This window comes from Streptomyces sp. NPDC001220 (genome assembly GCF_053597895.1).
Genome location: NZ_JBSFJE010000012.1, coordinates 102,075 through 125,918, shown reverse-complemented (window position 1 = coordinate 125,918; position 23,844 = coordinate 102,075). Strand labels below are relative to the sequence as shown.

Annotated in this window: 11 protein-coding genes; 3 read left to right on the top strand and 8 right to left on the bottom strand. The window is 74.0% G+C overall.

The window, feature by feature from the left end:
• Positions 1–64 precede the first annotated feature (64 nt).
• Positions 65–1,063 carry a lysylphosphatidylglycerol synthase transmembrane domain-containing protein gene (locus ACWDGI_RS27610; protein ID WP_450763398.1) on the top strand — a complete coding sequence of 333 codons (999 nt, stop codon included), beginning with the start codon at positions 65–67 and terminating at the stop codon, positions 1,061–1,063.
• A 4-nt stretch (positions 1,064–1,067) separates the two neighbouring features.
• On the opposite strand, the gene ACWDGI_RS27605 is transcribed toward ACWDGI_RS27610, so the two are convergent.
• From ACWDGI_RS27605 to ACWDGI_RS27570, 8 genes are all read right to left on the bottom strand, one after another.
• A complete protein-coding gene (locus ACWDGI_RS27605; RefSeq protein ID WP_450763396.1) occupies positions 1,068–2,123 on the bottom strand; it encodes a class I SAM-dependent methyltransferase in 1,056 nt (351 codons plus the stop codon).
• Positions 2,107–3,297, bottom strand: coding sequence for a glycosyltransferase (locus ACWDGI_RS27600; RefSeq protein WP_450763394.1), 1,191 nt, complete (start codon positions 3,295–3,297; stop codon positions 2,107–2,109). Before ACWDGI_RS27600 ends, ACWDGI_RS27605 begins: the two co-directional genes overlap by 17 nt.
• Positions 3,294–4,109: an alpha/beta fold hydrolase gene (locus ACWDGI_RS27595; protein WP_450763392.1), complete on the bottom strand. Its 816-nt coding sequence runs from the start codon at positions 4,107–4,109 to the stop codon at positions 3,294–3,296. Before ACWDGI_RS27595 ends, ACWDGI_RS27600 begins: the two co-directional genes overlap by 4 nt.
• Before the next feature lie 2 nt (positions 4,110–4,111).
• Positions 4,112–4,429, bottom strand: a complete 318-nt coding sequence (locus ACWDGI_RS27590) for an acyl carrier protein (protein ID WP_450763390.1) — start codon at positions 4,427–4,429, stop codon at positions 4,112–4,114.
• A complete protein-coding gene (locus ACWDGI_RS27585) occupies positions 4,426–9,075 on the bottom strand; it encodes a beta-ketoacyl synthase N-terminal-like domain-containing protein (protein ID WP_450763388.1) in 4,650 nt (1,549 codons plus the stop codon). The genes ACWDGI_RS27590 and ACWDGI_RS27585 overlap by 4 nt, the downstream gene beginning before the upstream one ends.
• Before the next feature lies 1 nt (position 9,076).
• Complete coding sequence (locus ACWDGI_RS27580; protein WP_450763386.1) at positions 9,077–16,135, bottom strand: SDR family NAD(P)-dependent oxidoreductase; 7,059 nt, start codon at positions 16,133–16,135, stop codon at positions 9,077–9,079.
• A gap of 549 nt (positions 16,136–16,684) precedes the next feature.
• On the bottom strand, positions 16,685–19,156 hold the full coding sequence (locus ACWDGI_RS27575; RefSeq protein WP_450763384.1) for a beta-glucosidase: 2,472 nt from the start codon (positions 19,154–19,156) through the stop codon (positions 16,685–16,687).
• A 303-nt stretch (positions 19,157–19,459) separates the two neighbouring features.
• Entirely contained in the window at positions 19,460–21,286 is a 1,827-nt protein-coding gene (locus tag ACWDGI_RS27570) for a ricin-type beta-trefoil lectin domain protein (protein ID WP_450763382.1), read from the bottom strand.
• Between the two features lie 415 nt (positions 21,287–21,701).
• Between ACWDGI_RS27570 and galU the strand changes: the two genes are divergently transcribed.
• Positions 21,702–22,649 (top strand): UTP--glucose-1-phosphate uridylyltransferase GalU, encoded by a 948-nt coding sequence (galU, locus tag ACWDGI_RS27565; protein WP_450763380.1) that lies wholly within the window; start codon positions 21,702–21,704, stop codon positions 22,647–22,649.
• A gap of 323 nt (positions 22,650–22,972) precedes the next feature.
• Positions 22,973–23,821 carry an alpha/beta hydrolase gene (locus ACWDGI_RS27560; protein WP_450763378.1) on the top strand — a complete coding sequence of 283 codons (849 nt, stop codon included), beginning with the start codon at positions 22,973–22,975 and terminating at the stop codon, positions 23,819–23,821.
• The last annotated feature ends 23 nt before the right edge of the window (positions 23,822–23,844 follow it).

Sequence of the window (23,844 nt, the reverse complement as noted above, 5' to 3'; positions counted from 1 at the left end):
ACGCCCGCGGTCCCGCTCGCCTGCGGCTCCCCACCGCGGCCCGCCGTGGAAGGACAACGTCCCCGTGTCCTCACTGTCGTCCCTGTCGTCCCTGTCGTCGTCCCGCTCCGACGCGCCCGTACGTGCCCTGTCCACGCCCTCGACGGCGGGCCGGCCGCTCCGGCTCGCCCTGTGTCTGTCCCCGCTGCTCATCGCGGCGGTCTGGGGGCTCACCAACCGGTCCCTGCTGTACGAGGGGGCCGGCCGGCTCGCCCGGGCCGAACCCGCGTGGCTGCTGGCCGCGGGCGGTCTCACCTGCCTGACCTGGGTGGTGGCCGCCTGTATGCGGCAGGGTGCCGTGCCCGACCGGCTGCCGCCGGGGCTGCTGCTGGCCTCGCAGTTCGCCGCCGGCGCCGCCAACCACGCGCTGCCCGCCGGCCTGGGCGCACACGCCGTCACCGTCCGCTTTCTCCGCACCCGGGGCGTTCCCCTGGAGCGGGCCACCTCCTCGATCGCGCTGTACTCGGTGGCCAAGTCGGGTGCGAAGACGGCCGTGCTGATCGTGTTCCTGCTGTCCTCGTCCGCCTGGCGGCGGCTGGGTGAGCTGGTCCCGGACGGCGTGGTGCTGGTCCCGGTCGCCGCCGTCCTCACTCTGGTGACCATCACGCTGGCCGTCGTACGACCGCTGCGGCGGCCGATCACCGGGCTGGTGCGGAGTGCGCTCGCCGACGCCCGGACGGTGCACGCCCGGCCCTCCCGGGTGCTGGCCCTGTGGGGCGGCGCGACGGCGATGCCGCTGGTGCAGGCCGGCGTGCTGGCCTGCACCGGGGAGGCGCTCGGGCTCGGGCTGTCGTGGGGCACCGTGATCTTCGCGTACCTGGCGGCGGGCACCGCGGGGGGTGCCGTACCGGTACCCGGCGGGGTGGCGGTGGACGCGGCGCTGGTGATCACGCTGGCCGCGTTCGGCTCCCCGGTCGCGGTGGCCACCGCGACCGTGATCGGCTACCGGGTGCTGACCGACTGGGTGCCGCTGCTGCCGGGCGCCCTGGTGCTGTCGGCGATGATCCGCGCCAAGGTGCTCTGAGGGCTCAGTCTCGGCGGGCCACGATCCGGTAGGCGTTGGAGACGTGCAGCCGGTGCGAGAGGGGCCGTACGGCGAAGCGGTCCGCGAGGGTGCCGGCGATCAGGGCCGGGATCCCGGCGAGGAGCAGGGCGGCGCGTGCCGTCTTGCGCAGGGCGCCCGGCGGGCGGGGCAGCCAGGGGGCGTCCTCGCGCGGGGCGGTGTGGTCCAGGGCGAGCCAGACGGCGGCCAGCAGGTCGACGGGGTCGTGCGCCTCGGCGTGCTGTTCGGCGACCACCGTGAAGCCCAGCTCGGTGAGGCGGGCGCGGAGGTTGGCGACGGGGACGAAGTGCAGGTGCTGCGGCTGGAGCCAGGGCAGCCACCAGCGGCCGAGCAGCCGGGCGTAGCGGCTCTCCGGGTCGGGGACCTCGATGAGGAGGTGGCCGCCGGGGCGTACCGCCCGGTGGGCGGCGCGGAGTTCGCTGTCGGGGTCGGTGCTGTGCTCCAGGTAGTGGAACATGCTGACCACGTCGTAGCCGGCCGCGAGGTCGGGGGCCAGCTCGGGGAAGGCGCCCCGGTAGGCGCGCTCCACGCGGCCCTCGCGGGCGGCCAGTTCGACGCCGTCGGTGAAGTCGAGGCCGTCGAAGGCGGTGCCGGGCAGCACCTCGCGGGCGGCCTCGCAGAAGTGGCCGTGGCCGGTGCCGACGTCGAGCCAGTTCTTGGGGGTGGCGTCGTGCGGGAGCATGGACTCGGCACGGCCCCGGTACATCTTGGTGCGGCCGCCGAAGGTGCCGCTCATCTTCTGTTCGCCGAGGCCGTCGTAGAAGTCGCGGTAGTAGAACTCCAGGCCCGTCTCGTTCAGGCGCGGGTTCTGGAAGGTGTGCCCGCACGCCTGGCAGCGGTCCAGGAGGAAGCGGCCGGGCTTGTGCTGGAGCAGGTCGGTGGTGCGCAGCCGGGTGGTCAGCCGGTCGGAGGCGCACCAGGGGCAGGTGGTGCGGCGGGGTTCGAAGAAGCGGTCGACGCCGTCGGCCAGGTCCCGCTGGTAGGCGGAGCGCAGCGCCTCGATCTCACTCTGCTTGCTCATCGGGTCTCCTGAGGTGCGAGTCGACTGCCAGGTCTTCCAAATGGGTCGCGGCGACCGGTGCGCCGCCCGCGGCTCGGAACGCGGTGCGGATCCGGGCCGCCGCGGTGCGCGGGCCGGGCTCGTACAGGACGGTGTCGAGGGCCTCGCCCAGCCGCTGGGCGGTGACCCGGCCGAATCTGACCCGGACGCCCGCGCCCGCGTCCACGACCTGCCCGGCGATCACCGGCTGGTCGTCCCGGATGGGGGCGACGACCAGCGGGACGCCGTGCCAGAGGGCCTCGCACACGGTGTTGTGCCCGGCGTGGCAGACGACCGCGTCGACCCGTTCCAGGAGCGGGAGCTGGGGCAGCGAGGGCAGGATCAGGATGTCCTTGTCGTCGGTGGCGGGGGGCAGGGTGCCTCCGGGGTCGGCCACCAACGCCTGCACCCGGTGGGCGCGTTCGCGTACGGCGGCCACGCACTCGGCCAGGAACCGGCCGCCGGCGTCGGCGTTGGCGGTGCCGAGCGAGACGAGGACCCGCTCCCGGCTGGGGTCCAGCCACTCCCAGGGGAAGCCGTCGGCCACCGGCCGCTCCGAGATCGACGGGCCGACATGGCGGATCGACATGTGGCTTGTGCTGCCCGCCAGTTCGGGGGTGGTGAAGGCGAGCGTCAGATGCGGCGAGAAGCGCGGGTCGGCGGTGCCCGCCGGGTCGCCGATGCGGTCCCGGAGCTCCGCGAGCCGGGCCCGCAGCCACTCGGCGACCTTGGGGATGCCGTCGTAGGCGCCGCCGAACTCGGCGGAGGTGGTCGCGGAGGTCGCCCAGGGCAGGCCGATCCGCTCGGCCACCAGGGCGCCGGCGAAGGCCTGTTGGTCGGCGACCACCACATCGGGGCGGAAGTCGTCGACGGCCGCCCGGACCCCGGGCGCCATCGCCTCCGCGAGCGGCACCAGGAACCACTCCCACAGGAACTTCAGCGCCTCCGCGCCGCGCAGGTCCGCGGGCCGTTCGCCCTCGGCCGTCCCCGCGCACGGGTACACCCGCGCCTGGGCTCCCGCCAGCCGGCGCAGCAGCCCGGGGTCGGGGCAGACCCAGGCCACCCGGTGCCCGCGCGCGCCGAGTTCGGCGGCCACGCCGACGGCCGGGTTGATGTGCCCGACCAGGGGAGGTACGACGAAGAGATAGCCGCTCACCGGACGCCGGCCGCCCGCGCCCCGCTGACCGAGTGGATCAGCTCCATGATGTGACCGCCGACCGTGCCGGCCGCCTCGACCAGCACGGAGTGCTCGTGTCCGGGCAGCACCACCGACCGGTAGTCCGCCAGCAGGGCCTCCTTCAGCGGGACCACCTCCACCAGGTCCGAGTCGCCGCCGTACACCCCGAGGACCGGGCAGCGGACGGCGCTGATCTGGTCCTCGGTCAGGACCCGGCTGGCCGGGATGTCCCGGCCGAGGGAGGTCTCGCGGGCCAGCCGGGCCGCGCCCCTGGCCAGGCGGGCGGTGTTGTGGCTGCGGTTCGCGGTGATCCAGGCGATGGCGTCCGGCTCGTTGTGGGCGAGTTCGGTGACCACCCGGTGCAGGATGCCGCCGAGCTTGTCCGCCCAGGCGGCGGTGGCGGGCTCGGACTCGATGAGAGTGAGACTGGCGGCGCGTCCGGGATGGCGGGCCGCGTAGCCGAAGGCGATGGTGCCGCCGTAGGAGTTGCCGACGAGGTGGACCGGGCCGGTGATCGACAACTGGTCGAGCAGGGCCTCCAGGTCGTCGATGTTGTGGTCGAGGGTGTAGCCGCCGGACGGCCGGCCGCTGCGGCCGTGGCCGCGCAGGTCGTACATGACCACGTCCAGGCCGGAGGCGGCGAAGGCGGGCGCCACGGTGAAGTAGTAGCTGGCGAGGCTGTCGGTGAGCAGCCCGTGGACCAGGACCACGGTGGCGACCGGGGTACGGCCCTGACCCGGGCCCATTCTCTGCACGTGCAGCCGGATGTCTCCGGTGTCGACGATCGCCATGGTCAGCCCGCCTCCGTGGCCTTCAGGCTCCACACGACGTACTCCACCAGCCGGCCGACGGTGAGCCCGATGATCTCGTCGAACTCCATCCCGGCCAGGAACTCGGCGAAGTTGACCCGTTTTCCGTACCGCTCCTCGAGGAGTCCGGCGAGGGTGACCAGGTCGATGCTCTCCAGCTCCAGGTCGCGGTTGAAGGTGGTGCCCATGCCGATCTCGGCGTCGCCCTCGCCGTATTCCTCCAGGAGGACGCGGAGCATCCGGGTGAGGTCGGCGAGCACCGCCTCCTCGTCGGCGCGGACTTCGGGCTCGGTCGGATTCATCGCGGGTCCTCCTCTGGGTCTGCGGCTGCCGGTCCGGTCGTCCAGGCCACGACGTAGTCGCGGTCCGGCAGTGCGGGGGGATTGCGGACCGGCGCGCAGTGCACCGGGTAGGCGCGTTCCAGCCGGCCCGAGACCAGCAGCCGGCTGCCGTCCGGGGCCGCCTCCAGGACGGCGAAGTCCCTCGGGCGGCCGTCGAATCCGGTGCCCTCCGCCTTGGCGACGGCTTCCTTGGCGGCCCAGAACCGGGTGAACCACAGCGCTGTGGAGCCGGTTCCGGAGAGTTCGCGCAGCAGGCGCAGTTCGTCCGCGCCGAGGGCGGCCGCCAGGGTGGCGGGGTCCCGTTCGGTGACCTCTTCGAGGTCGATGCCCGGGCCGGGCCCGGGCCGGTGCGGTCGTACGATCGCCACCGACGCCTCGGCCCGGTGGGCGAGCGAGACGTCCAGCGCGGGCAGCGTACGGCCGTGCACACCGGACACGTACGGTCGGCCCAACTCATCGTTGTGCACTCGGAGTTCGGCCGGGAAGACGGGGCCCTCGCCGTGCTGCCAGAGCCACTGCCGGACCGCGTCCTTGGCGGCGATCCGGCCGAGCAGCCACTGCCTGCGGCCGCGCGGCGGGTGCGCGGCGTACTGCGAACGCTCCACTCCGCCCAGGGAGTTGCGCATGATCAGTTCACGGGAGGCGAGGTCCGGCCAGCGCTCGTGGACGAGTGCCCAGCCGCCCGGCCGCACCTCGGAGAGGGTGTTGCGGTCGGGGAAGCGCTCGACGGGGCGGGTCTGCGGGTCGTTGTCGAAGCGCCGGTCCTGCCAGCCGCCGATCCGGGCCCACACCCGGTCCTCGACGGTCAGCTCCACGTCCGCCTCCAGGACGGTGTCGGTGAGCGAGGTGATCCGCACCAGGCAGCCGACCTCGGTGCCGGGCGCGGGATGCGGGCCGTGGAAGCGGGTCTCCCGCATCCCCACCGGGAAGACGACGGTCCGTTCGGTGCGGGTGGCCATGATCCAGTAGCCGAGGATCTGGCCGACGTTGTCCAGCAGGGCGCCCGGGGCGGCGGGCGTGGTGATCACCCCGCGGACGTGCCGGTCGCCGATCGCGGTGAGTTCGGTGACGCCCTGGAACGCCGGGCCGTGGAACATCCAGCGCTCGGAGTAGAGCTGGGCGGCGGTGTGGTCGGGGATGCGTTCGGGGGTCGGCGGGGCGGTGGGGGCGGCGGGCGGCGGGGCGTGGCCGGGGGCGAGTTCGACGATCGCTCGGGCGGTGGGTCCGAAGGTGACCGAGACGCGGCCGGGGCTCTCGGGGGTGACGGTGACCGGGACGTCGACGGGGGGCGTGGCGGTGAGCCAGCGGTCGAAGCGGGCGCCGTGCACGGCCACCGCCCGCAGCCCGGTGGCTTCCTCGGCGGCGTCCATCAGGTGGCGGACGATGGTGGTGGCCGGGACCACCGGCCAACGGTCCTCGATGTCCGGCCAGTCGGCGCGTTGCGGGTAGAAGCAGTGGTCGAGCAGGTGGGGCATGGTGTCCGGGGAGACCCGGACGGTGGTGGTGCGCGCCGCGGGGGCCGCCGGGACCGGTGCGGTCGGCCGAACCGGTGTGGGCTGCGGGATCGGCGGGGCCGGTGGGACCGGTGGGGCCTGCCGGGGTGAAAGGGCCGGCGGGGCCTGGGGGGCTGGAGAGGCCGGCAGGGCTTGCGGGATCTGCGGCGCTGGAAGGGCCGGCAGGGCTTGCGGGATCTGCGGGGCCGGTGTCCGGCGTGCGGTGAGGACGGTCACCGCGGTCTCCGCCGTGTCGCGCAACAGCGCGCTGAGTTCGGCGGCGGCCGGGACGCGGACGGCGAGGTCGTCGAGCGGGGACGGCCCGGTGCGCGCGGTCGGCCGCCCCAGTTCGGCGCGGAGCCGGTGCAGGACCGGGCCGTCCAGGGAGACCAGGGCGCCGTCCAGGTCGAGGCGGACGGGCGGGAGGTGCCGTACCGGCGTACCCGCTCCCCTCGCGCCGCCCGTGTCGGGGGTGGCCGGTGCCACGGCCGGCGCCACGGCCGCGCCGGCCGTCCACAACGCCGTTGCCACCCGCCGCAGCTGGCCGAGGCCGGAGCGGTGCGGGGAGTTGGCGGCGACGGCCAGGTGGTCGCGGTCGCCGAGGGTGTCGGCGATGAGGGAGGCCAGCTGGCCGGGGCCGGTCTGGATGAAGGTGCGGTGCCCCGCGGCGTACAGGGCCTCGACCAGCTGCCGGAACCGGACCGGCTCCAGCAGGTGCCGGAGGAACAGCTCGCGCACCTCCGCCTCGGCCTGCGGGAAGGGTGCCGCGGTGGTGCCGGACCAGACCGGGACGATGGGCCGGTGCAGCCGGAAGCGCTCGGCGGCCTCCTTGATGGGCGTCAGGTACGGCTCCAGCATCGGCGTGTGGAAGCCGGACCGGAACGGCAGCACCTGGCACAGCACGCCGTCGGCGCGGAAGGCGCGGACGAAGCCGGCCACGGCCCGGTCCGGACCGCAGACCATCGACTGGCCGGGCGCGTTGTCGTGGGAGAGGACGATCCCGGCGTCCGCCCAGTCGTCGTCCAGGGCGGACAGGACCCGCTCGGCGGGGGCACCCACGGCGGCGAAGGCGAGGCCCGGGACGGTGACCGCGTCGGGGTCGAACCCGGCCATGAACGCGTCGACCTGGTCGCCGGAGTAGAGACCGGCGGCCACCATCGCCGTCCACTCGCCGACGCTGTGCCCGGCGACCGCGTCCGGGACCACGCCCATCCGGCGCAGCGCGCTGTCCAGGAGCCGCCCCACGCCGACGACACCGAACCCATGACGGCCCACGTCACCGACCCGTACGTGCCCATCGGCGGGGCCCGTGACGGTGGGGAGGCCGAAATGCGTGGCGATGTCGTCGACGCGGGGAGTGAACTCGCCTTCCAGGCCGGGGAAGACGAAGGCCAGCTTGCCGGTGCCGAGGAGCGGGGTGGGCCGGAACCACACGTCGTTGCGGCCCTGCCAGGACCGGCCCCTGCCGACCGCGCGGCGAGCGAGGGCGAGCCGTTTGGCGGTGGGGTCGACGATGCCCAGACGGGCCGGACCGGCCTCCGGGTGGGCACGGTCGGGGGCGAGGCCGGCGACGAGGACGGCGGAGTCGTCCGCGGCGAGGGCGACGGCGAGTTGCTCGGGGGTGGGGGCGGCGAGGAGGAGGATGCGCTCGGGCTCGGTGACCGTCGTGACGGGCGCGCCGGCGGTGGCACGCCTGCCGGGTGCCTCCTCCAGCACCACGTGTGCGTTGATCCCGCCGAACCCGAAGGCGTTCACGCCGGCTCTGCGGACCGGCTGGTCGGGGGTGGTCTCCCACGGCTCGGCCCGGTCCAGGGTGCGGAAGCGGGTGGCCGCGAGGGCCGGGTGCGGGTCGTCGCAGTGCAGGGTGGGCAGCAGGGTGGCGTGGTGCAGGGCGAGGGCGGCCTTGACCAGCCCCGCGACTCCGGCGGCCGGCATGGTGTGGCCGATCATCGACTTCACGGAGCCCAGCACGGCCCGCTCGTCGCCGCCGCTCGGTCCGAACACCTCGGCGAGGGTGGTGAGTTCGGCGCCGTCACCGGCCGGGGTCGCGGTGCCGTGCGCCTCCAGCAGCCCGACGGAGTGTGGGGCGGCGGGGTCGAGACCGGCGGCCCGCCAGGCCTGGCGTACGGCATGGCTCTGGCCGCCCGGGTCGGGGTTGACGAGTCCGGCGGTACGACCGTCGCTGGCCACGCCGGTGCCGCGGATCACGGCGTAGACGCGGTCGCCGTCGCGTTCGGCGTCGGCGAGACGCTTGAGGACGACGACGCCGGTGCCCTCGCCGATGAGGATGCCGTCGGCCTCGCGGTGGAAGGGGCGGATGCGCTGGCTCGGGGAGAGCGCGCGCAGCTGGGAGAAGACGCTCCACAGGGTGATGTCGTGGCAGTGGTGCACTCCCCCGGCGAGCATCAGGTCGCAGCGCCCGGCGGTGAGTTCGGTGACCGCCTGGTCGACGGCGACCAGCGAGGAGGCGCAGGCCGCGTCCACCGTGTAGGCGGGGCCGCGCAGGTCGAGACGGTTGGCGATCCGGGAGGCGGCGAGGTTGGGGACCAGGCCGATCGCCGACTCGGGGCTGGCGGGCCCGAGCCGTTCGGTGAACGCCGCCCGCACCCGGGCGAGTTGGCCGGGCGTGAGGTCGGGCACCAACTCCCCCAGGGTGCGCACGAGTTGCCCGGCCGTCCGGACCCGCTGGTCGAGCCGGACCAGACCGGGCGTGAGATAGCCGCCCCGGCCCAGGACCACGCCGATCCGGTGCCGGTCGGGCATCCGGTCCGCGCCGCCGGCGTCGGCGATCGCGGCGGCGGCCACGTCGAGGGCGATCAGCTGGTCGGGTTCGGTGCCGTCGACGGAGTTCGGCATGATGCCGTACCGGGTGACCTCCACCTCCGCGAGGCCGTCCACGAAGCCGCCGCGCCGGCAGTACACCTGGTCGGGTACGGCGGGCCCGGCCGCCGAGCCGGGCCGGTAGTAGTCCGCGTCCCAGCGCCCTGCGGGCACCTCGCCGATCGCGTCCACGCCGTCGCGCAGGTTTCTCCAGTACGCGTCGAGCCCTGCGGCGCCGGGCAGCAGCACCGCCATGCCCACGATCGCGACCGGTGTCCGGCGGTCGTCGGTCATGTCACCAGCCCGACGCGGAGTAGACGACGGCACGGACGGACTCCGCGCCCCAGGCGAGCTCGCGCAGCAGCGCGGCGGTGCCCTCGTCGGGGTCGATCAGCCTGACCCCGCGCCGGGCGTACTCGCGCCCCAGCTCCGGGCTGACCATGCCGGTGTGGCCGCCGGTCGGCGCCCACGGCCCCCAGTGCACGGTCAGCGCCCGGTTGCCGGTGCGGTCCGCCCAGTCGGCGCCGAGGCTCTCCAGGGCGTCGTTGGCGGCGGCGTAGTCGACCTGGCCGCGATTGCCGAGGACGGCGGAGATGCTGCCGAACAGCACCGCGAAACCCGGCCCGCTGGGCAGCTCCTCGAGGGCGGCGAGCAGGGTGGTGGCGCCGTTCGTCTTCGTGCCGTAGACCCGCTGGAAGGACTCCGGGGTCTTCTCGGCGATCAGCCGGTCCTCGATCACCCCGGCCGCGAAGACGACCCCGTCCAGGCGGCCGTGGTCGGCGTGGATCTCCTTGACGGCCTGGAGTGCGGCGTCCCGGTCGCGGAAGTCCACAGCCCGGTAGCGCGCCTCGCTGCCGAGCACGGCGAGTTCGTCCAGGGTGGCGGTGATCTCCCGCTGGGCGAGGATCAGTTCGGTCTCCCGGTTGACCTCGGCGGGCTTGAGTCCGCCCCGGGCCGCGAGGGCCGCGCGGAGTTCGGCGGGGGTACCGGCGGCGGCGGTGTCCGGGGCCTCGGGGCCGGTGGGCGCGGGTGTCCGGCCGAGCAGTTCGACACGGCAGCGGCAGGCGGCGGCGAGCCCGGCCGCGAACTTCGCGGTGATGCCCCGGGCCCCGCCGACCAGCAGCACCACGGAGTCCCGGTCCAGGCCGAGCGCGGCGGCCTCGGCGGCGCCCTCCCCCGCGGGTCCGGCGCCGGTGCTGCCGAGCGGGCCCAGCGGTACCTCGGTCAGCTCCAGTCCCTGCCGGCCGGCGGCGGTGCGCAGGACCACGGGGGCCGGGTCCGGTGCGAGCAGTTCGGCGAGCAGCGCTTCGGCGACGGCGGCCGGTCCGGTGTCCGCGAGGGTCACGACCCGGGCGACCGTGTCCGGATACTCCCGGGCGACGGTTCGGAACAGGCCGTGCAGCCCGGCCGAGCGGGCCGCGTCCTCGCCCTCGGCGGGCCGGGCGGCCAGCAGCCAGCGCGGGCCGCGCGCCAGGGCCGCCCGCAGCACGGGGAAGGCGTCCGGCAGCACGGGCGTGTCACTGCCGGGCAGCGCGTCCAGGTAGAGCACGCCGTCCACGGTTCCGTCCGCCTCGCCGAGCCGGTGGTCCGGGCCGACGGTCAGGCACTCGGCGCCGTACGCGGAGAGCCGTTCCGCCAGCCGGGCGCCGTGCGCGGAGTGCTGGTCCGCCAGTCGGGCGCCGTCCCCGATGATCACGAACCGCCTGCCGGACAGCAGGGCGGCCGGGTCGGCCGTGGCGGCCGGCTCCGCCAGCGCGACGGGGCGCATCTCGAACCGCTTCGGCGCCTCGCCCGGGGGGACTTCCTCGGCGGTGGCGGGCCGGTGTGCAGACGCCGGTACGCGCGGGCCGGGTGCGGGCTCCGAGGTGCCGGCCGTGACAGCCGCTGCCGTCGGCTCGGCCGGGGCGCCCGTCGGCTCGGTGGTGCCGCCGGTGGTGGCCGTGGCCGTCTCCTCCTGCCGGCCGCCGGTGTCGACCCGGGCCCGCAGCCATCCGGTGACGGCCGCGGCCGTCCGGGCCTTGGCCAGTTCCTCCAGCTCGGCGTCGTCCAGGGTCTCCGCCCCGCCCGCGATGCCGAGCCGCTTCGCCAGCTCCCCCGCGATCTCGGCCCGTTTGATGGAGTCGATGCTCAGGTCCGCCTCCAGGTCGAGGTCGGGCTCGATCATGTCGACGGGGTAGCCGGTGCGCTCGCTGATGATCTCCAGGACGACCCGCTCGACGTCGGTCCGCGCGGCCGGCTCCACGGCGGGCGCGGCCGGCCCGGCCACCGGCTCCGGCTGGGGTACGACGATGTCAGCGGGGGTGGGTGCGAGGGCGGGCGCGAGCTGCTGCGGTGACACCGGCGTGGCGGGCACCACCCCAGGTGTCGCTCCGAAGTAGGTGAGCAGCACATCGCGCTGGGCGGCGATCATCTCCCGGCTGGTGCGCAGGAATTCGGAGATCAGCGCGTCCCGGTCGGCCGGGTCGCCGTGCGGCTGGTTCGTCGTCACAGTCGTCTCCACGACTCGTCGGGCCGGTGCGAGGGCACCGGGCAGGAGGTCTCCGGCGGCGGTGCGCACGAGGTGTCCGTCGACCGTCCAGCCGGGCCGCTTGGGCACCGGGGTGCGGACCGCGTCCACGGCGTCACGGCCGCGCAGCAGCCAGGCGGTGCGTACCGGTGCCCCGGCCACGGCCAGCCGGGCGAGTGCGTCGAGCCAGCCGCGCAGTCCGCTGTCGGCGCGGGGTTCGCAGGCCACGGTGGTGTGCGGGCGGTCGCCGAGGATCTGCCCGACGAGCCGGGTGAGGACGGTGCCGGGCCCGGCCTCGACGAAGACCCGGGCCCCGGCCTCGTACATCGCCTCGATCTGGGCGGCGAAGGCGACGGGGGAGCCGATCTGGGCGGCGAGTTCGGCGCGCACGGCTCCGGGCTCGGGCGGGTAGGGGGCCGCCGTGCGGTTGGACCACACCGGGAACTCGGGCGGTCGTACGGCCGTCTCCGCGAGGACCTCCGCGAACCGGGCCCCGGCACCGGCGACCACCGGGCTGTGGAAGGCGCAGGCCACCGGGATCCGCTTGGCGCCGAGCCCGCCCTCGCGCAACCGCCTGACGGCTTCGGTCACTTCTGCCGTCGGGCCGGAAATCACGCTCTGCTTGGGCGAGTTGTGGTTGGCGACGACGACCGAGTCCGGGACGCCGGCGGTGCGCAGGGCGTGCTCGACGTCCTCGGCCGGGCCGGACACGGCGGCCATGGTGCCCGGTTCGTCGCCCGCGGCGGCCAGGATCGCGGCGGCGCGTTCGGCGCTGAGCTCCAAAAGGGTCTCGGGGGTGAGGGCGCCGGCCGCGCTGAGGGCGACGAGTTCGCCGTAGCTGTGTCCGGCGGCCATGTCGGGGCGGACCCCGGCCGCCGTCAGCAGGGCGTGGGCGGCGAGGCCGGTGATGCCGAGGGCGGGCTGGGCGGCCCGGGTGTCGGTGAGCGCGGCCCGGTGGCGTTCGCGGGTGGCGTCGTCGAAGGCGGTCGGCGGGTAGAGGGGGCCGGCGTGGGCGCGGCCGAGCTGGAGGTAGTGCTGCAACTCGGGGAGGGCGACGAGGAGGTCGGCGAGCATGCCGGGGCGCTGGCTGCCCTGGCCGGGGAAGAGGAAGGCGACCTTGGCGTCGGTGTCGGCCGTCGGGTCGGCCAGGTGGATGCCGGCGGCCGGGTCGTGCTCGCCCGCGAGGACCCGCCGCAGCTGCCCGGCCAGTTCGTCCGGGTCGCGCGCCACCACCGCGGCCCGCACCGGCTCGTGCGAGGCGTCCGAGCGGCGGGCGGCGGCGAGCGCCAGGTCACGCAGCCGCCACGACCCCGTCTCGGCGGCCCGCAGGATCTCCTCGGCACCCCGGTGGGCGGCCTTCTCGTCCCGTCCGCGGAACAGGAACAGCTCGGCGGGCCAGAGGTCCAGCCCCTGCTCCGGCGGTACGACGCTGTCGTAGGCGCTCAGCACCACGTGGAAGTTGGTGCCGCCGAAGCCGAAAGCGCTGACCCCGGCGAGCCGTTCGGCGGCGGGAGTGGCCCACGGCCGGGCCTCGGTGTGGAAGGCGAACGGGCTGTCCTCCTCCTTCCACGCCGGGTTGGGCCGGTCCAGATGCAGGGTGGGCGGCTTGACGCCGGTGTGCAGGGCGAGGGTGGTCTTGATCAGCCCGGCGAGTCCTGCGGCGCACTTGGTGTGCCCGATCTGGGACTTGACCGAGCCGAGCGCACAACCGCCCTTCTCCGCGCCGGCCTCCGCGAACACCTCGCTGAGGATGGTGAGTTCGGTGCGGTCGCCGACGACGGTGCCGGTGCCGTGCGCCTCCACCAGGCCGACCTGCGCCGGGGAGACACCGGCGTTGCGGTAGGCGCGGAGCAGCGCGGCCCGCTGCCCCTCGGGTCGTGGTGCGGTCAGGCCCAGGGAGCGGCCGTCGCTCGACGAGCCGAGCCCCTTGATCACACCGTAGATGCGGTCCCCGTCGCGCTCGGCGTCGGCCAGCCGCTTGAGGACGACGCAGGCCACGCCCTCGCCGAGCGCGATGCCGTCGGCGGAGCCGTCGAAGGCACGGGAGCGGCCGGTCGGCGAGAGGGCGTGCACCGAGGAGAACAGGACGTAGTCGTTGATGCCGTTGTGCAGGTCGGCGCCGCCGCACAGTACGACGTCGCTGGTGCCGGCGGTGAGTTCCTTGCAGGCGACGTCGACGGCGGCCAGTGAGGAGGCACAGGCGGCGTCCACGGTGTAGTTGGCGCCGCCCAGGTCGAGGCGGTTGGCGATCCGCCCGGAGATGACGTTGGCGAGCATGCCCGGGAAGGAGTCCTCGGTGAGCCGGGGCAGCTGCTCTTCGAGGGCGTCGGGGATCTTGCCGTAGTACGAGGGCAGTACGGCGCGCAGGGTGGCCGCGTTGGAGAGGTCGCTGCCGGCCTCGGCGCCGAAGACCACGGAGGTGCGCGTGCGGTCGAACTCGCGTCCCCGGGTGCCGTATCCGGCGTCGTCCAGGGCGCGCCGGGCGGCCTCCAGGGCGAGCAGCTGGACCGGTTCGATGTGGCCGAGGGAGGCGGGCGGGATGCCGTAGCTCAGCGGGTCGAAGGGGATGGCGGGCAGGAAGCCGCCCCACTTGGAGGTGGTGGTGCCGTCGGCGTGGTGGACGGCCGGGTCCCAGCGCTCGGGCGGGACCTCGGTGACGGCGTCGTGTCCGGCGACCACGTTGGCCCAGAAGGTGGCCAGGTCGGGGGCGTGCGGGAACATCCCGGCCATGCCGACGATCGCGACGTCGAGCGGGGCGGGGGCGGGCGGCTCCGGGCGCTGTTCGGGTGCCGGCCGCCGCCGGGCCAGGAAGTCGGCGGCGCCGTCGGTCACGGCGTGGTGCAGGGCGGCCAGGGTGGTCGTCGCCGAGCGCAGTACGGCGACCTCCCCGGCCATGAACATCCCCTCGTTGAGCTGCCGTTGCTCGTCCACCGGGGCCGGCTCGCCGCCGTCCGCGCGGTCGACGCCCTTGCTGGCGATGCGCAGCCGGCCGACGTTGAGCCGCTCCAGCTCCTCCCACAGCTGCCGGTCCGGCACCCCGTTCGCCCGCAGTTCCGCCTCGCGCCTGTGGTAGTCGAGGGTGAACGGGCTGGGTACGCAGCGGGTGGCGTGGCCGGGTGCGGTCTCCAGGAGGGCGGTCGAGGCGGCGGCCCTGACCTGGCGCTGGAAGAGGGGCTGGATCGCGCCCCGGTCCACGGCCTCCTCGGTGAAGAGGTAGGCGGTGCCCATCAGCAGGCCGACGGCGGCGCCCCGGGCGGTCAGTGGCGCGGCGAGCGCGGCGACCATCGCCGCGGAGCGTTCGTCGTGGATGCCGCCCGCGAAGAACACCTCCAGGCCCTCGGCCTGCGGGAAGTCCTCCAGCACGGCGAGTTGGGCCTCCCAGAGCGGGAAGCTCGCGCGCGGTCCGACGTGGCCGCCGCACTCGGAGCCCTCGAACACGAACCTGCGGGCCCCGGCCTCCAGGAACTGCCGGAGCAGCCCGGGCGAGGGCACATGGAGGAAGGTGCTGATCCCGGCCCGCTCCAGTGCCTCCGCCTGGGCGGGTCGGCCGCCCGCGATGATCGCGTGGCTGGGCCGCAGCTCCCGTACGGCGTCGAGCTGGGCGTTCCTGAGTTCCTCGGGGGCGAAGCCGAGCACGCCGACGCCCCAGGGCCGGCCGTCCAGGGCGGCCTTGGCCTCGGTGAGCATCTCCCGGGTGCGGGCACCGTCGGCGAGGGCCAGCGCCAGGAAGGGCAGCGCCCCGTCGGCGGCGACGGCCGCGGCGAAGGCGGCCCGGTCACTGACCCGGGTCATCGGGCCCTGGGCGACGGGCAGCCGGGTGCCCAGGGCGCGGCTCATGGCGGAGGTGGCGGGCCGTAACGCGTCCGGGGCGCAGAGACCGGACCCCGGCGCGGCCGGGGCGGACGTCTCGGGCCGTACCGCGGCCGGGGCGGACGTCTCGGGCCGTACCGCGTCCGGGGCGGACGTCTCGGGCCGTACCGCGGCCGGGTCGACGGCACCGCCGCCCTCCCGGATCGCCGCCGTCAGCTCCCGTACGGTCCGCCGCACATCGCCCCAGCGCTCGGCGAACCGGGCGGCGAGGAAGCCGTCCTGTCCCACCGGCAGCAGCTGGGTGCGCAGGTCCTCGGCGCCCAGCAGCGCGCCGACCGCGGCCGGGTCGTCGGCGGGCGGGCGCACGGCGTCCGGACCGCGCCGGTGCAGTACCCGGTGACCGGCGACGACGGCCGTCTCGGAGCCGTCCAGGGAGCGCAGTACGGCCGCCGTCGCCTCGGGCAGCCGGGACTCGGCGAGCAGCGCCAGCTGGCTGTCCAGGACGACTCCGGCCGCGCCGCCGGCCACCGCGGCCGCCGCGGTACGCGGCCCGATGCCTCCGCAGGCCCACACCGGTACGTCCAACTCCGGTGCGTCGAGCAGCTGTTGGAGCAGGACGAAGGTACTGAGACCGCCGGTCCGGCCGCCGCTCTCGGCGCCCCGGGCGATCAGCCCGTGCGCTCCGGCCGCGACCGCCTCGCGGGCCCGGGCCAGGTCGGTCACCTCGGCCAGCACCCGGCAGCTGGAGCTGAGTTGATCGACGGTCCAGGGTGCGTCGACGGCCAGGACCACCGTGTCGGGAGTCCGGTCGAGATCCTCCGGGGTGAGCGCGCAGCCCGGGGCGACCCGCACGCCGTACGGGGCCGGCGCCGCCCGTCTCAGCCGGGCCAGCGCCTCCCGGGTTCTTCGGTCACCGCGCCCCAGGTCCAGGACGCCGAGTCCGCCGGCGGCACAGACCGCTGCGGCGAGCCGGGCGTCGGGTTCTCCGAAAGGGGTGATGCACATGATCAGGTCGACGGCACGCACAGGGGACGTCATGATGCTCCGAATAATCGGGAGGACAGCACGGTGGGGGATGTGTGCGGCGGAAAGCTCGGGGTGAGGCCCCCGGAAACTAGCGAGTTCATTACTCGCGGGTCAATAACGGAACGGCCTTATCACGAGCGGTGGCATTGATTCGGCCAGTCGGGGAAATTCACCGCAAGAGCCGAAAATCCGAGCAATCCACTGCGCCGGAACGGCCTCCGAACCGGTGGAGCACTGGCGTCACACCGTCACAAGACCGTCAAAGCACCCGGGCACTTCACCCGGCACTCACCCCGGCGCAACACCCCGTGCGGCCGCGCCGAGCTCTGTAAATTCCGGATGACTTCGGTCCGCTGGCTCGATCGTGGCACACCGGAAACGCGTGACGACCACCCCTGCACGAAGCCTGCACCAACCCTGACCCAAGCCTGACAAAAACCGGCCGTCAAGCGTATTGCTTCACATGAAACACGCGACGGGGAAAATCCTTGTAAACCCTTGAAGTAAAGCGGCCGGAGAGCCTTCGCCCGCCGACCGCCCATTGACATGGATTCAGTGATCTCAGCCGCTCACCCGCGTGCTGGTGCGCAGCTTCAGGTCGCCCGACGAGGCACCCACCCAGACGGTGCGCCGCCCGGTGCCGAGGGTCCAGCGACGGCGACGCGCGTCCCACGACGACAGGGTGCGCGCGGCGACCCGCACGGTGACCCGCCGCCGCTCCCCCGCCCGCAGGACCAGCCGCCGGAACCCGCCCAACACCCGTACCGCCTGGTCGAGTCGGAGGTCGGGCGAGCGTCCGACGTACACCTGTGGCACCTCCACCCCCGTCCTGTGCCCGGTGTTGCGCACGCCGAACGTCACCTCCAGACCGCCGCGCGTCCAGCGCGCGTGCGCGTCGGAGTAGGCGAAGGAGGTGTAGGACAGCCCGTGCCCGAAGGGGAAGAGGGGCCGCACGTCCTGCGCGTCGTACCAGCGGTAGCCGACGTGGATGCCCTCCGAGTACTCCTCGATGCCGTCGACGCCGGGGTAGCGCCGCGGATCCCCGGCGACCGGGTGGTGCTCGTCGTCGACCGGGAAGGACTGGGTGAGGCGCCCGCCGGGGTCGCTGTCACCGAAGAGGACGGCGGCGGTCGCGGCCGCACCCTCCTGGCCGGGGTAGTACATCTGGAGCACGGCTCCGGTGCCCGCGAGCCACGGCATGGAGGTGGACGACGAGGTGTTGAGGACGACGGTGGTGCGCGGGTTGGCCGCCGTCACCGCGCGGATCAGCTGCTCCTGGTGGCCGGGCAGGGCGAGGGTCGTGCGGTCGAGGCCCTCGGTCGCGTCCTCGTAGGCGAACAGCACGGCATGGCGTGCGGCGCGGGCCGCGCTCACGGCCTCGGCGACGTCCTGGGCCCGGGTGGCTCCGGTGATCCGCCGCAGCCGGAACAGCAGACCAGAGTCGCCTCCGACCGCCGTGATCTTCAACTTGTGCACGCCCTTGGCGAGTCGGAGCGTGGCACGGCGGACGCCGAGGCCGTCGGGGGCGACGGCCACCAGCCCGCCGGAGAAGTACTCGCCGTAGCCGGGCGCGATGGGGAACAGGTCCTCGCCGTCCAGCAGGACCGTGGGGCGGGCGGTGGCCGCGGACGAGAAGTGCAGGACGAGAGTCCACTCGTCGGTCTCGGCCACGGTGAGCGTGCCGTCGTACTCCCAGGTCTTCCCGGCGGCGGCCTGCTGCCCCTCGCTGTCGAAGGCGGGACTGAGCGAGGCCGCGGGCAGCGCCTTGCCGAAGAGGTCCTCGCCGAGCGAGTAGGTGACCTTGCCGTGCGCGCGGGCCCTGATGGCGTCGAGCGGGCTGTCGGCGTGGTCGGGGATGACGTGGGCGCTGCCGCCGCCGCTGACGAACGGCAGGCTGCCGGTCGGTCCGATCACCGCGATGCCGCCGCCGTCCAGGGGCAGCGTGCGGCGCTCGTTGCGCAGCAGGGTCGCGCCCGCCTCGGCGACCTCCCGGGCCACGGCCGCGCCCGCCGCCGCGTCGCGGCCGGGGCGCGGCGGTGCGCTGCCGTCGAGGAGGCCGAAGCGGTCCATCACCGAGAGGATCCGCCGCACCGCCCGGTCGACGTACTTCTCGGCCACGCTGCCGTTCTTCACCGCCGACTTGAGGGCCGTACCGAAGTGCGTCCCGTCGGGCATCTCCATGTCGAGGCCGGCGGTGATGGCGGCGACCGTGCTGTGCGCGGCGAACCAGTCGGTCATCACCCAGCCGTCAAAGCCCCACTGGTCGCGCAGGATGTCGGTGAGAAGCGCCTTGTTCTCGCAGGCGAAGGTGGAGTCGACCTTGTTGTAGGCGCCCATGACGGCGCCGGTGCCGGCCTCCACCGCGGCCTCGAAGCCGCGCAGTTCCATCTCGTGCATGGTCTGTTCGCCGGCGTGCACGTCGATCGTGTTGCGGTCCTTCTCCTGGTTGTTGAGGGCGAAATGCTTGACGGTCGCGATCAGGCCCTCGCCCTGGATACCGCCGATCTCGGCGGCGACCAGGTCGGAGGCGAGCAGCGGGTCCTCGCTGAAGGTCTCGAAGTTGCGGCCGGCGTAGGGGGTGCGGATGAGATTGACCATCGGGGAGAGCAGCACGTCCTGGCCGAGGGCGCGGCCCTCGCGGCCGATCACCTGGCCGTAGCGGCGGGCCAGTTCGGGGTCGAAGGCGGAGGCGAGCAGCACGGGGGCGGGCAGGGCGGTGGCGTGTGCGGTGATCCGGACGCCGGCCGGGCCGTCGGCGAGTCTGAGGGGCGGGATGCCCAGCCGGGGGACGCCGGGCACATAGCCTGCCTGGCCGAGCGAGCCGGGGTCGGTGGTGCCGTGCAGCAGGGAGATCTTCTCGTCCAGCGTGAGTCTGGCGATCAGCCGCTCGACCCGGGGGCCGGCCCCGGCCTCGGGCCTCCCGGCCGACGCGGCGGCCGGGAGCGGGACGAGTCCGCCGGTGGCCGCGGCGGCGACCGTGATGGCGCCGGCCGTCAGGCGCAGGGCGGATCGTCGGGAGACGGTTTCGGACATGAGCCGTCACTCCTTCGGTGTGCGGGCACGACGGTGTGAACCGCGCAGGAGCGCCCGGGTGCCCGGCCCGCCTTCGGCATGTGAACGCACCTCCCGTCACACGACCTTGACGGCCCGTCAGTCGCACCATCGGCGCCTCGGAAACGTAGATCCGGTGGTGACTCGTGTCAACGACCCGAACAGAAAACGGCCCGGCGCCGACAGGAACCGAAGACGGAGGGCCACGCCACACCGTGGCCCTCCGCCGGTCCACACGCTGGGACTGGACCTCCACCGCTTCAGCGCGTAATCCCCACCGGCCGGCTAGCCGAGCAGGCTTCCCACCCCGTTCACCACACCCGACACCGTGGCCGGCACGGCTTCCAGGACGTCGCCGACGGTTCCGGCGAGCGTTGCGACGGGCTCGGGCTGCTCCTGCGGGCCGGGCGGCACGGCCGGGGCGGGACCGTCATGGGTGCCGACCTGCGCGATCCGGGTGCTGTACGGGTCCTGCGGACTCCCGGGCGCCTGCGACGGAGTCTCCGGATCCGGCGGGGGCGCGGGGAGCTCCGCCCCCTTGTCCTTCTTCGGTCCGGGTGACGCGGGGTGTGTGGCGTCCGGCGTCACCGGTTCGCCCCCGCCGCCCGACGCCAGCTCCCAGCGCTGCTGGAACGAGCCGTTCCGTCGGGCCACGGCCACCTTCGTGCCGTTCACGGCCAGCGCGAGGTCCTTGTCCCAGCGCAGCAGGAGCTCACCGCGGACCGTCAGGTCGTACGACACCTCGCCCGCGTGCACCAGGCAGCCGGCGACCACGACCCTGCGCGCGCCCGGGTCGGCGGCGAGGCAGAGGCTGGGGTCGAGTGCGCTGCGCAGCATGCCGTCGTCCTGGTACGACCACTGCTGGGACCCGGCGTCCGCGCACTTGCCGAGCCGCAGGTCGGCGCCCACCCGCACCCGGCCGCCGCGCACGTCGAGGCAGAGCCCGGAGTCGAGGCTGCGCAGTCTGCCGTGGGCGATCTCGACGGGCTCGCCCACGGACGCCGGGGACGGGGAGGTGGCGGTGGGCGGTTTCCCGTCCGGCCCGGGCCGGCTGGTGCTGGTCCTGGGGGCGCCCCAGGTGGTGGTGCCGGGGTGCGGGACACCGTTGTCGTCGGACCAGCTCCTGGCCACGAGCACGGTGGCGAGCAGCGCGAGGGAGACCAGGCCGGCGCCGGCCAGCAGGGCCTTGCGCCTGCCGCCCTCGGACACCGTGCGGTGCCGGCCGCCGGGCACCGCGGGGGGCGCGGGTTCGGTACCGGTCGGCCAGGCCTCGACAGCGCCGTGGCCGGACCGCGCGTCGAGATAGCGGCGGGCGCCCCAGCCGAGCACGGTCTCGGCGAGCAGGACCTCGAGTCCGCCGTCGAAATGGCTGAGCTGTTCGGCCGCGTGCCGGCAGAACCGGCACACCGTGAGGTGCTGTTGCACATCGGGGAGCAGAGAGCCGCCCCGGCGAATGGGGACGTCGAGGAGCCGGTTGTAGAAACGGCATTCCTGCGAAGGCGCGAGTTCCCGGTGGGCGCGCACCAGGCCGACCCGGAATTGTTCACGGGCCTGGTCGAGGGCGGCCGTGGCGGTCGGGGTGTCGACACCCAACAGACCGGCGGGTATGTTTATGGGTTCGGCTTCGACCTCGGTGTGCCAGAGGAGGCATTGCGAGGCCGCGGGAAGAGCCTGGAAAGCGCGTTCTGCGAGTTGCCGCCTTTCGGGGGTGCCCGGTCTCGCGGCACTGAGTCCGCGACCGCCGGTGGTTTTGCGCAGTTCCGGTACGACCACGGAAATGGCTTCGTCGGCGGCCCAGGCGCGGACCGTCTCCCGTACGGCCACGAGGAGCCGCGGACGCAGGGCGCCGCCGACCGCGCCTCCGGCCAGCCGGCCGAGCACCCGCTCGAAGGCGGCGCTGGCGACCAACTGCGCGGCGGGCGTGGCGGAGGCGAGGCAGACGGCCGCGTAGTCGCAGGTGGCGCGCCAGTGGCGGGTGAGCAGCAGGGCGACGGCATGGTGCCTGGCCGCGGGGGTTCCGGTGAGTTCGGCGATGAGATTGCGGTCGGACTCCCCTGGGGTCGAACCGGGGTGCGGCGGGTAAGGCGGGCGTGGGGGGTAGGGGGATTGCACTGAACCATTTCCTTCCGAGCCGCAGGACGGCATGCGAAATGGCGCCCTGACGAAATGCAGTGCCTGATTGGTGCGTACCTTTTGGAGACCATAAGGACCGGACTAACGGCCATACCGGCCTCTGGACCCTCCCGCGGGGAGGCTCACCTTCGCACACGGGCCTCATAGGAAACAAGAAGGCGAGGTGACCCAAGTTCAAAGTTCGGCGAATTCAGATAAGTTACCGCCGGTATCCATGACCGGCTCGCATTCAGCGGGCGCACAGGTTCACCTTGTGTGTGCCGCGGGTCCGGTGGCACACGAAACCTTCAACTACCGTACGGCTGCCGTCACGGATGGCGGAACGCGGCCTTCCACAGCCGTCTCCCACGCTTCTCTCGGCCCGCTCTCATCCCGGTGCGCCAGCATGTGCCGCATGACCGCCCCCCACACCTCAGCCACCCCCACCCCCCGGTCGGTGCGCAAGGCCGTCGTCCCGGCCGCCGGACTCGGCACCCGGTTCCTGCCCGCCACCAAGGCGACCCCGAAGGAAATGCTGCCGGTCGTCGACAAGCCGGCGATCCAGTACGTCGTCGAGGAGGCGGCCAAGGCCGGACTCGACGACATCCTCATGGTGACCGGCCGGCACAAGCGGGCCATCGAGGACCACTTCGACAACGCCTTCGAGCTGGAGCAGGCGCTGGCCGCCAAGGGCGACACCGTGCGCCTGGACGCCGTACGCGATCCCGCACGGCTCGCCGACATCCACCACATCCGGCAGGGCGACCCGCTCGGCCTCGGCCACGCGGTGCTGTGCGCGAAGCACCACGTGGGCGACCAGCCGTTCGCGGTGCTCCTCGGTGACGACCTGATCGATGCGCGCGAGACCCTGCTCAGCCGGATGCTCGAGGTCCGCGACCGCTTCGAGGGCAGTGTGGTGGCGCTGATGGAGGTCGACCCGTCACAGGTCCACCTCTACGGGTGCGCCGCCGTCGAGCACACCGGCGAGGACGGCGTGGTGCGGGTGACCGGCCTGGTGGAGAAGCCGTCCCCGGAGAACGCGCCCAGCAACTACGCGGTCATCGGCCGCTATGTCCTGGCCCCTGAGGTGTTCGGCGTCCTGGAGCGGACCGCGCCCGGCCGGGGCGGTGAGATCCAGCTGACCGACGCGCTGCAGGAGCTGGCCGCGGGCGGCACGGTGCACGGGGTCGTCTTCGACGGACTGCGTTACGACACGGGAGACAAGGCCGAATACCTGCGCACGGTGGTCCGGCTCGCCTGCGAACGCCCGGATCTGGGCCCCGAGTTCACGGCGTGGTTGCGGGAGTTCGTGGCGGGCCTGGCAGCCGAGGAGACCGCACGGCGCTCCGACCGGGCCGCCTGAAACGGGCCGCGCGAGAGAGGGAAGCCGACGCGCACGGTTTCCGAGGCCGACTTCGGTGGCCCCCGCTTCACCGCGCCAGGGTCCTCGACGTCATCGACGCAGGGGGCGTCCCGGCCGGCAGCTGATCCGAGGAGACCTCTCCGGCGGCCCGGCCCGGTCGTTCCGGGCCCAGGTGCTGATGCGGCGGCATGGCGCTACCGTCATGTGGAGAGCCAGGGGCGTGTCCCTCGGTGCCGCGGGCCTGTTCCCTGGTCCGCGTGCCCGGCCCTTCCTTCCTGTCCGGACGCGTTCATTCCGGTGAAGCTGGAACAAGGAGGCTTCCGATGGCGTCCACCGCACCGCGGCGGAATCTCTCGATGACTCTGACGGCCGTCACGGTCGCCGTCACCAGCATGGTCGCCGCGGCCCCACCGGGCGGTTCGGCGAGCACCGGCCCCACGGCCGGCAGGCAGACGAAACCCACCATCGTCCTCGTGCACGGCGCGTGGGCGGACACGTCGAGCTGGAGCGGCGAGGTCACTCTCCTGCGCCGCGCGGGCTACCCGGTGCGCGCCATCGGCAACCCGCTGGAGAACCTGACGACCGACGCGCAGACCGTCAAGTACTTCCTCCAGAGCATCAAGGGCCCGATCGTCCTGGTGGGGCACTCCTACGGCGGCTCGGTGATCACCAACGCCGCCCAGGGAGTCGCCAACGTCAAGGCACTCGTCTACGTCGACGCCGCCGCACCGGCGGTCGGGGAGACCACGGCGCGGCTCAGTGGCCCGACGTCCGCCCTGACCAAGGGGAAGCCGGCCGATCTGTACGACGCCGTGCCGTACCCGAACGCACCGTCCAAGGCGTCCGCGCTGTACCTCAAGGAGAACGTGTTCGTCGACAAGTTCGCGAACGGTCTGCCCCATGACCAGGCGGTCAACCTGTGGGCCACACAGCGTGCCGCGACCACGGTGGCCTTCAACACCCCCTCCAAGTACCAGGCGTGGAAGACGATCCCCTCCTGGTACTTCATCAGCACCGGCGACCAGATCATCACGCCCGACTCGGAGAAGATGATGGCGCGCCGCGCGAAGGCCAACGTGACCGTCTACAACGGCGGTTCGCACCTCACGCTGGTGTCGGACCCGGCAGCCGTGACGAAAGTGATCCAGTCGGCAGCCTCGTCCCTGCGATGAGGCGGCGGGCGACCAACGCATCC

Excerpts from the sequence above, each read along its gene's own strand:
- ACWDGI_RS27595 (WP_450763392.1), bottom strand. The coding sequence starts at position 4,109 with ATGGCGATCGTCGACACCGGAGACATCCGGCTGCACGTGCAGAGAATG.
- ACWDGI_RS27580 (WP_450763386.1), bottom strand. The coding sequence starts at position 16,135 with ATGACGTCCCCTGTGCGTGCCGTCGACCTGATCATGTGCATCACCCCT.
- galU (WP_450763380.1), top strand. The coding sequence starts at position 21,702 with ATGACCGCCCCCCACACCTCAGCCACCCCCACCCCCCGGTCGGTGCGC.
- ACWDGI_RS27575 (WP_450763384.1), bottom strand. The coding sequence starts at position 19,156 with ATGTCCGAAACCGTCTCCCGACGATCCGCCCTGCGCCTGACGGCCGGC.
- ACWDGI_RS27590 (WP_450763390.1), bottom strand. The coding sequence starts at position 4,429 with ATGAATCCGACCGAGCCCGAAGTCCGCGCCGACGAGGAGGCGGTGCTC.
- ACWDGI_RS27560 (WP_450763378.1), top strand. The coding sequence starts at position 22,973 with ATGGCGTCCACCGCACCGCGGCGGAATCTCTCGATGACTCTGACGGCC.
- ACWDGI_RS27605 (WP_450763396.1), bottom strand. The coding sequence starts at position 2,123 with ATGAGCAAGCAGAGTGAGATCGAGGCGCTGCGCTCCGCCTACCAGCGG.
- ACWDGI_RS27585 (WP_450763388.1), bottom strand. The coding sequence starts at position 9,075 with ATGACCGACGACCGCCGGACACCGGTCGCGATCGTGGGCATGGCGGTG.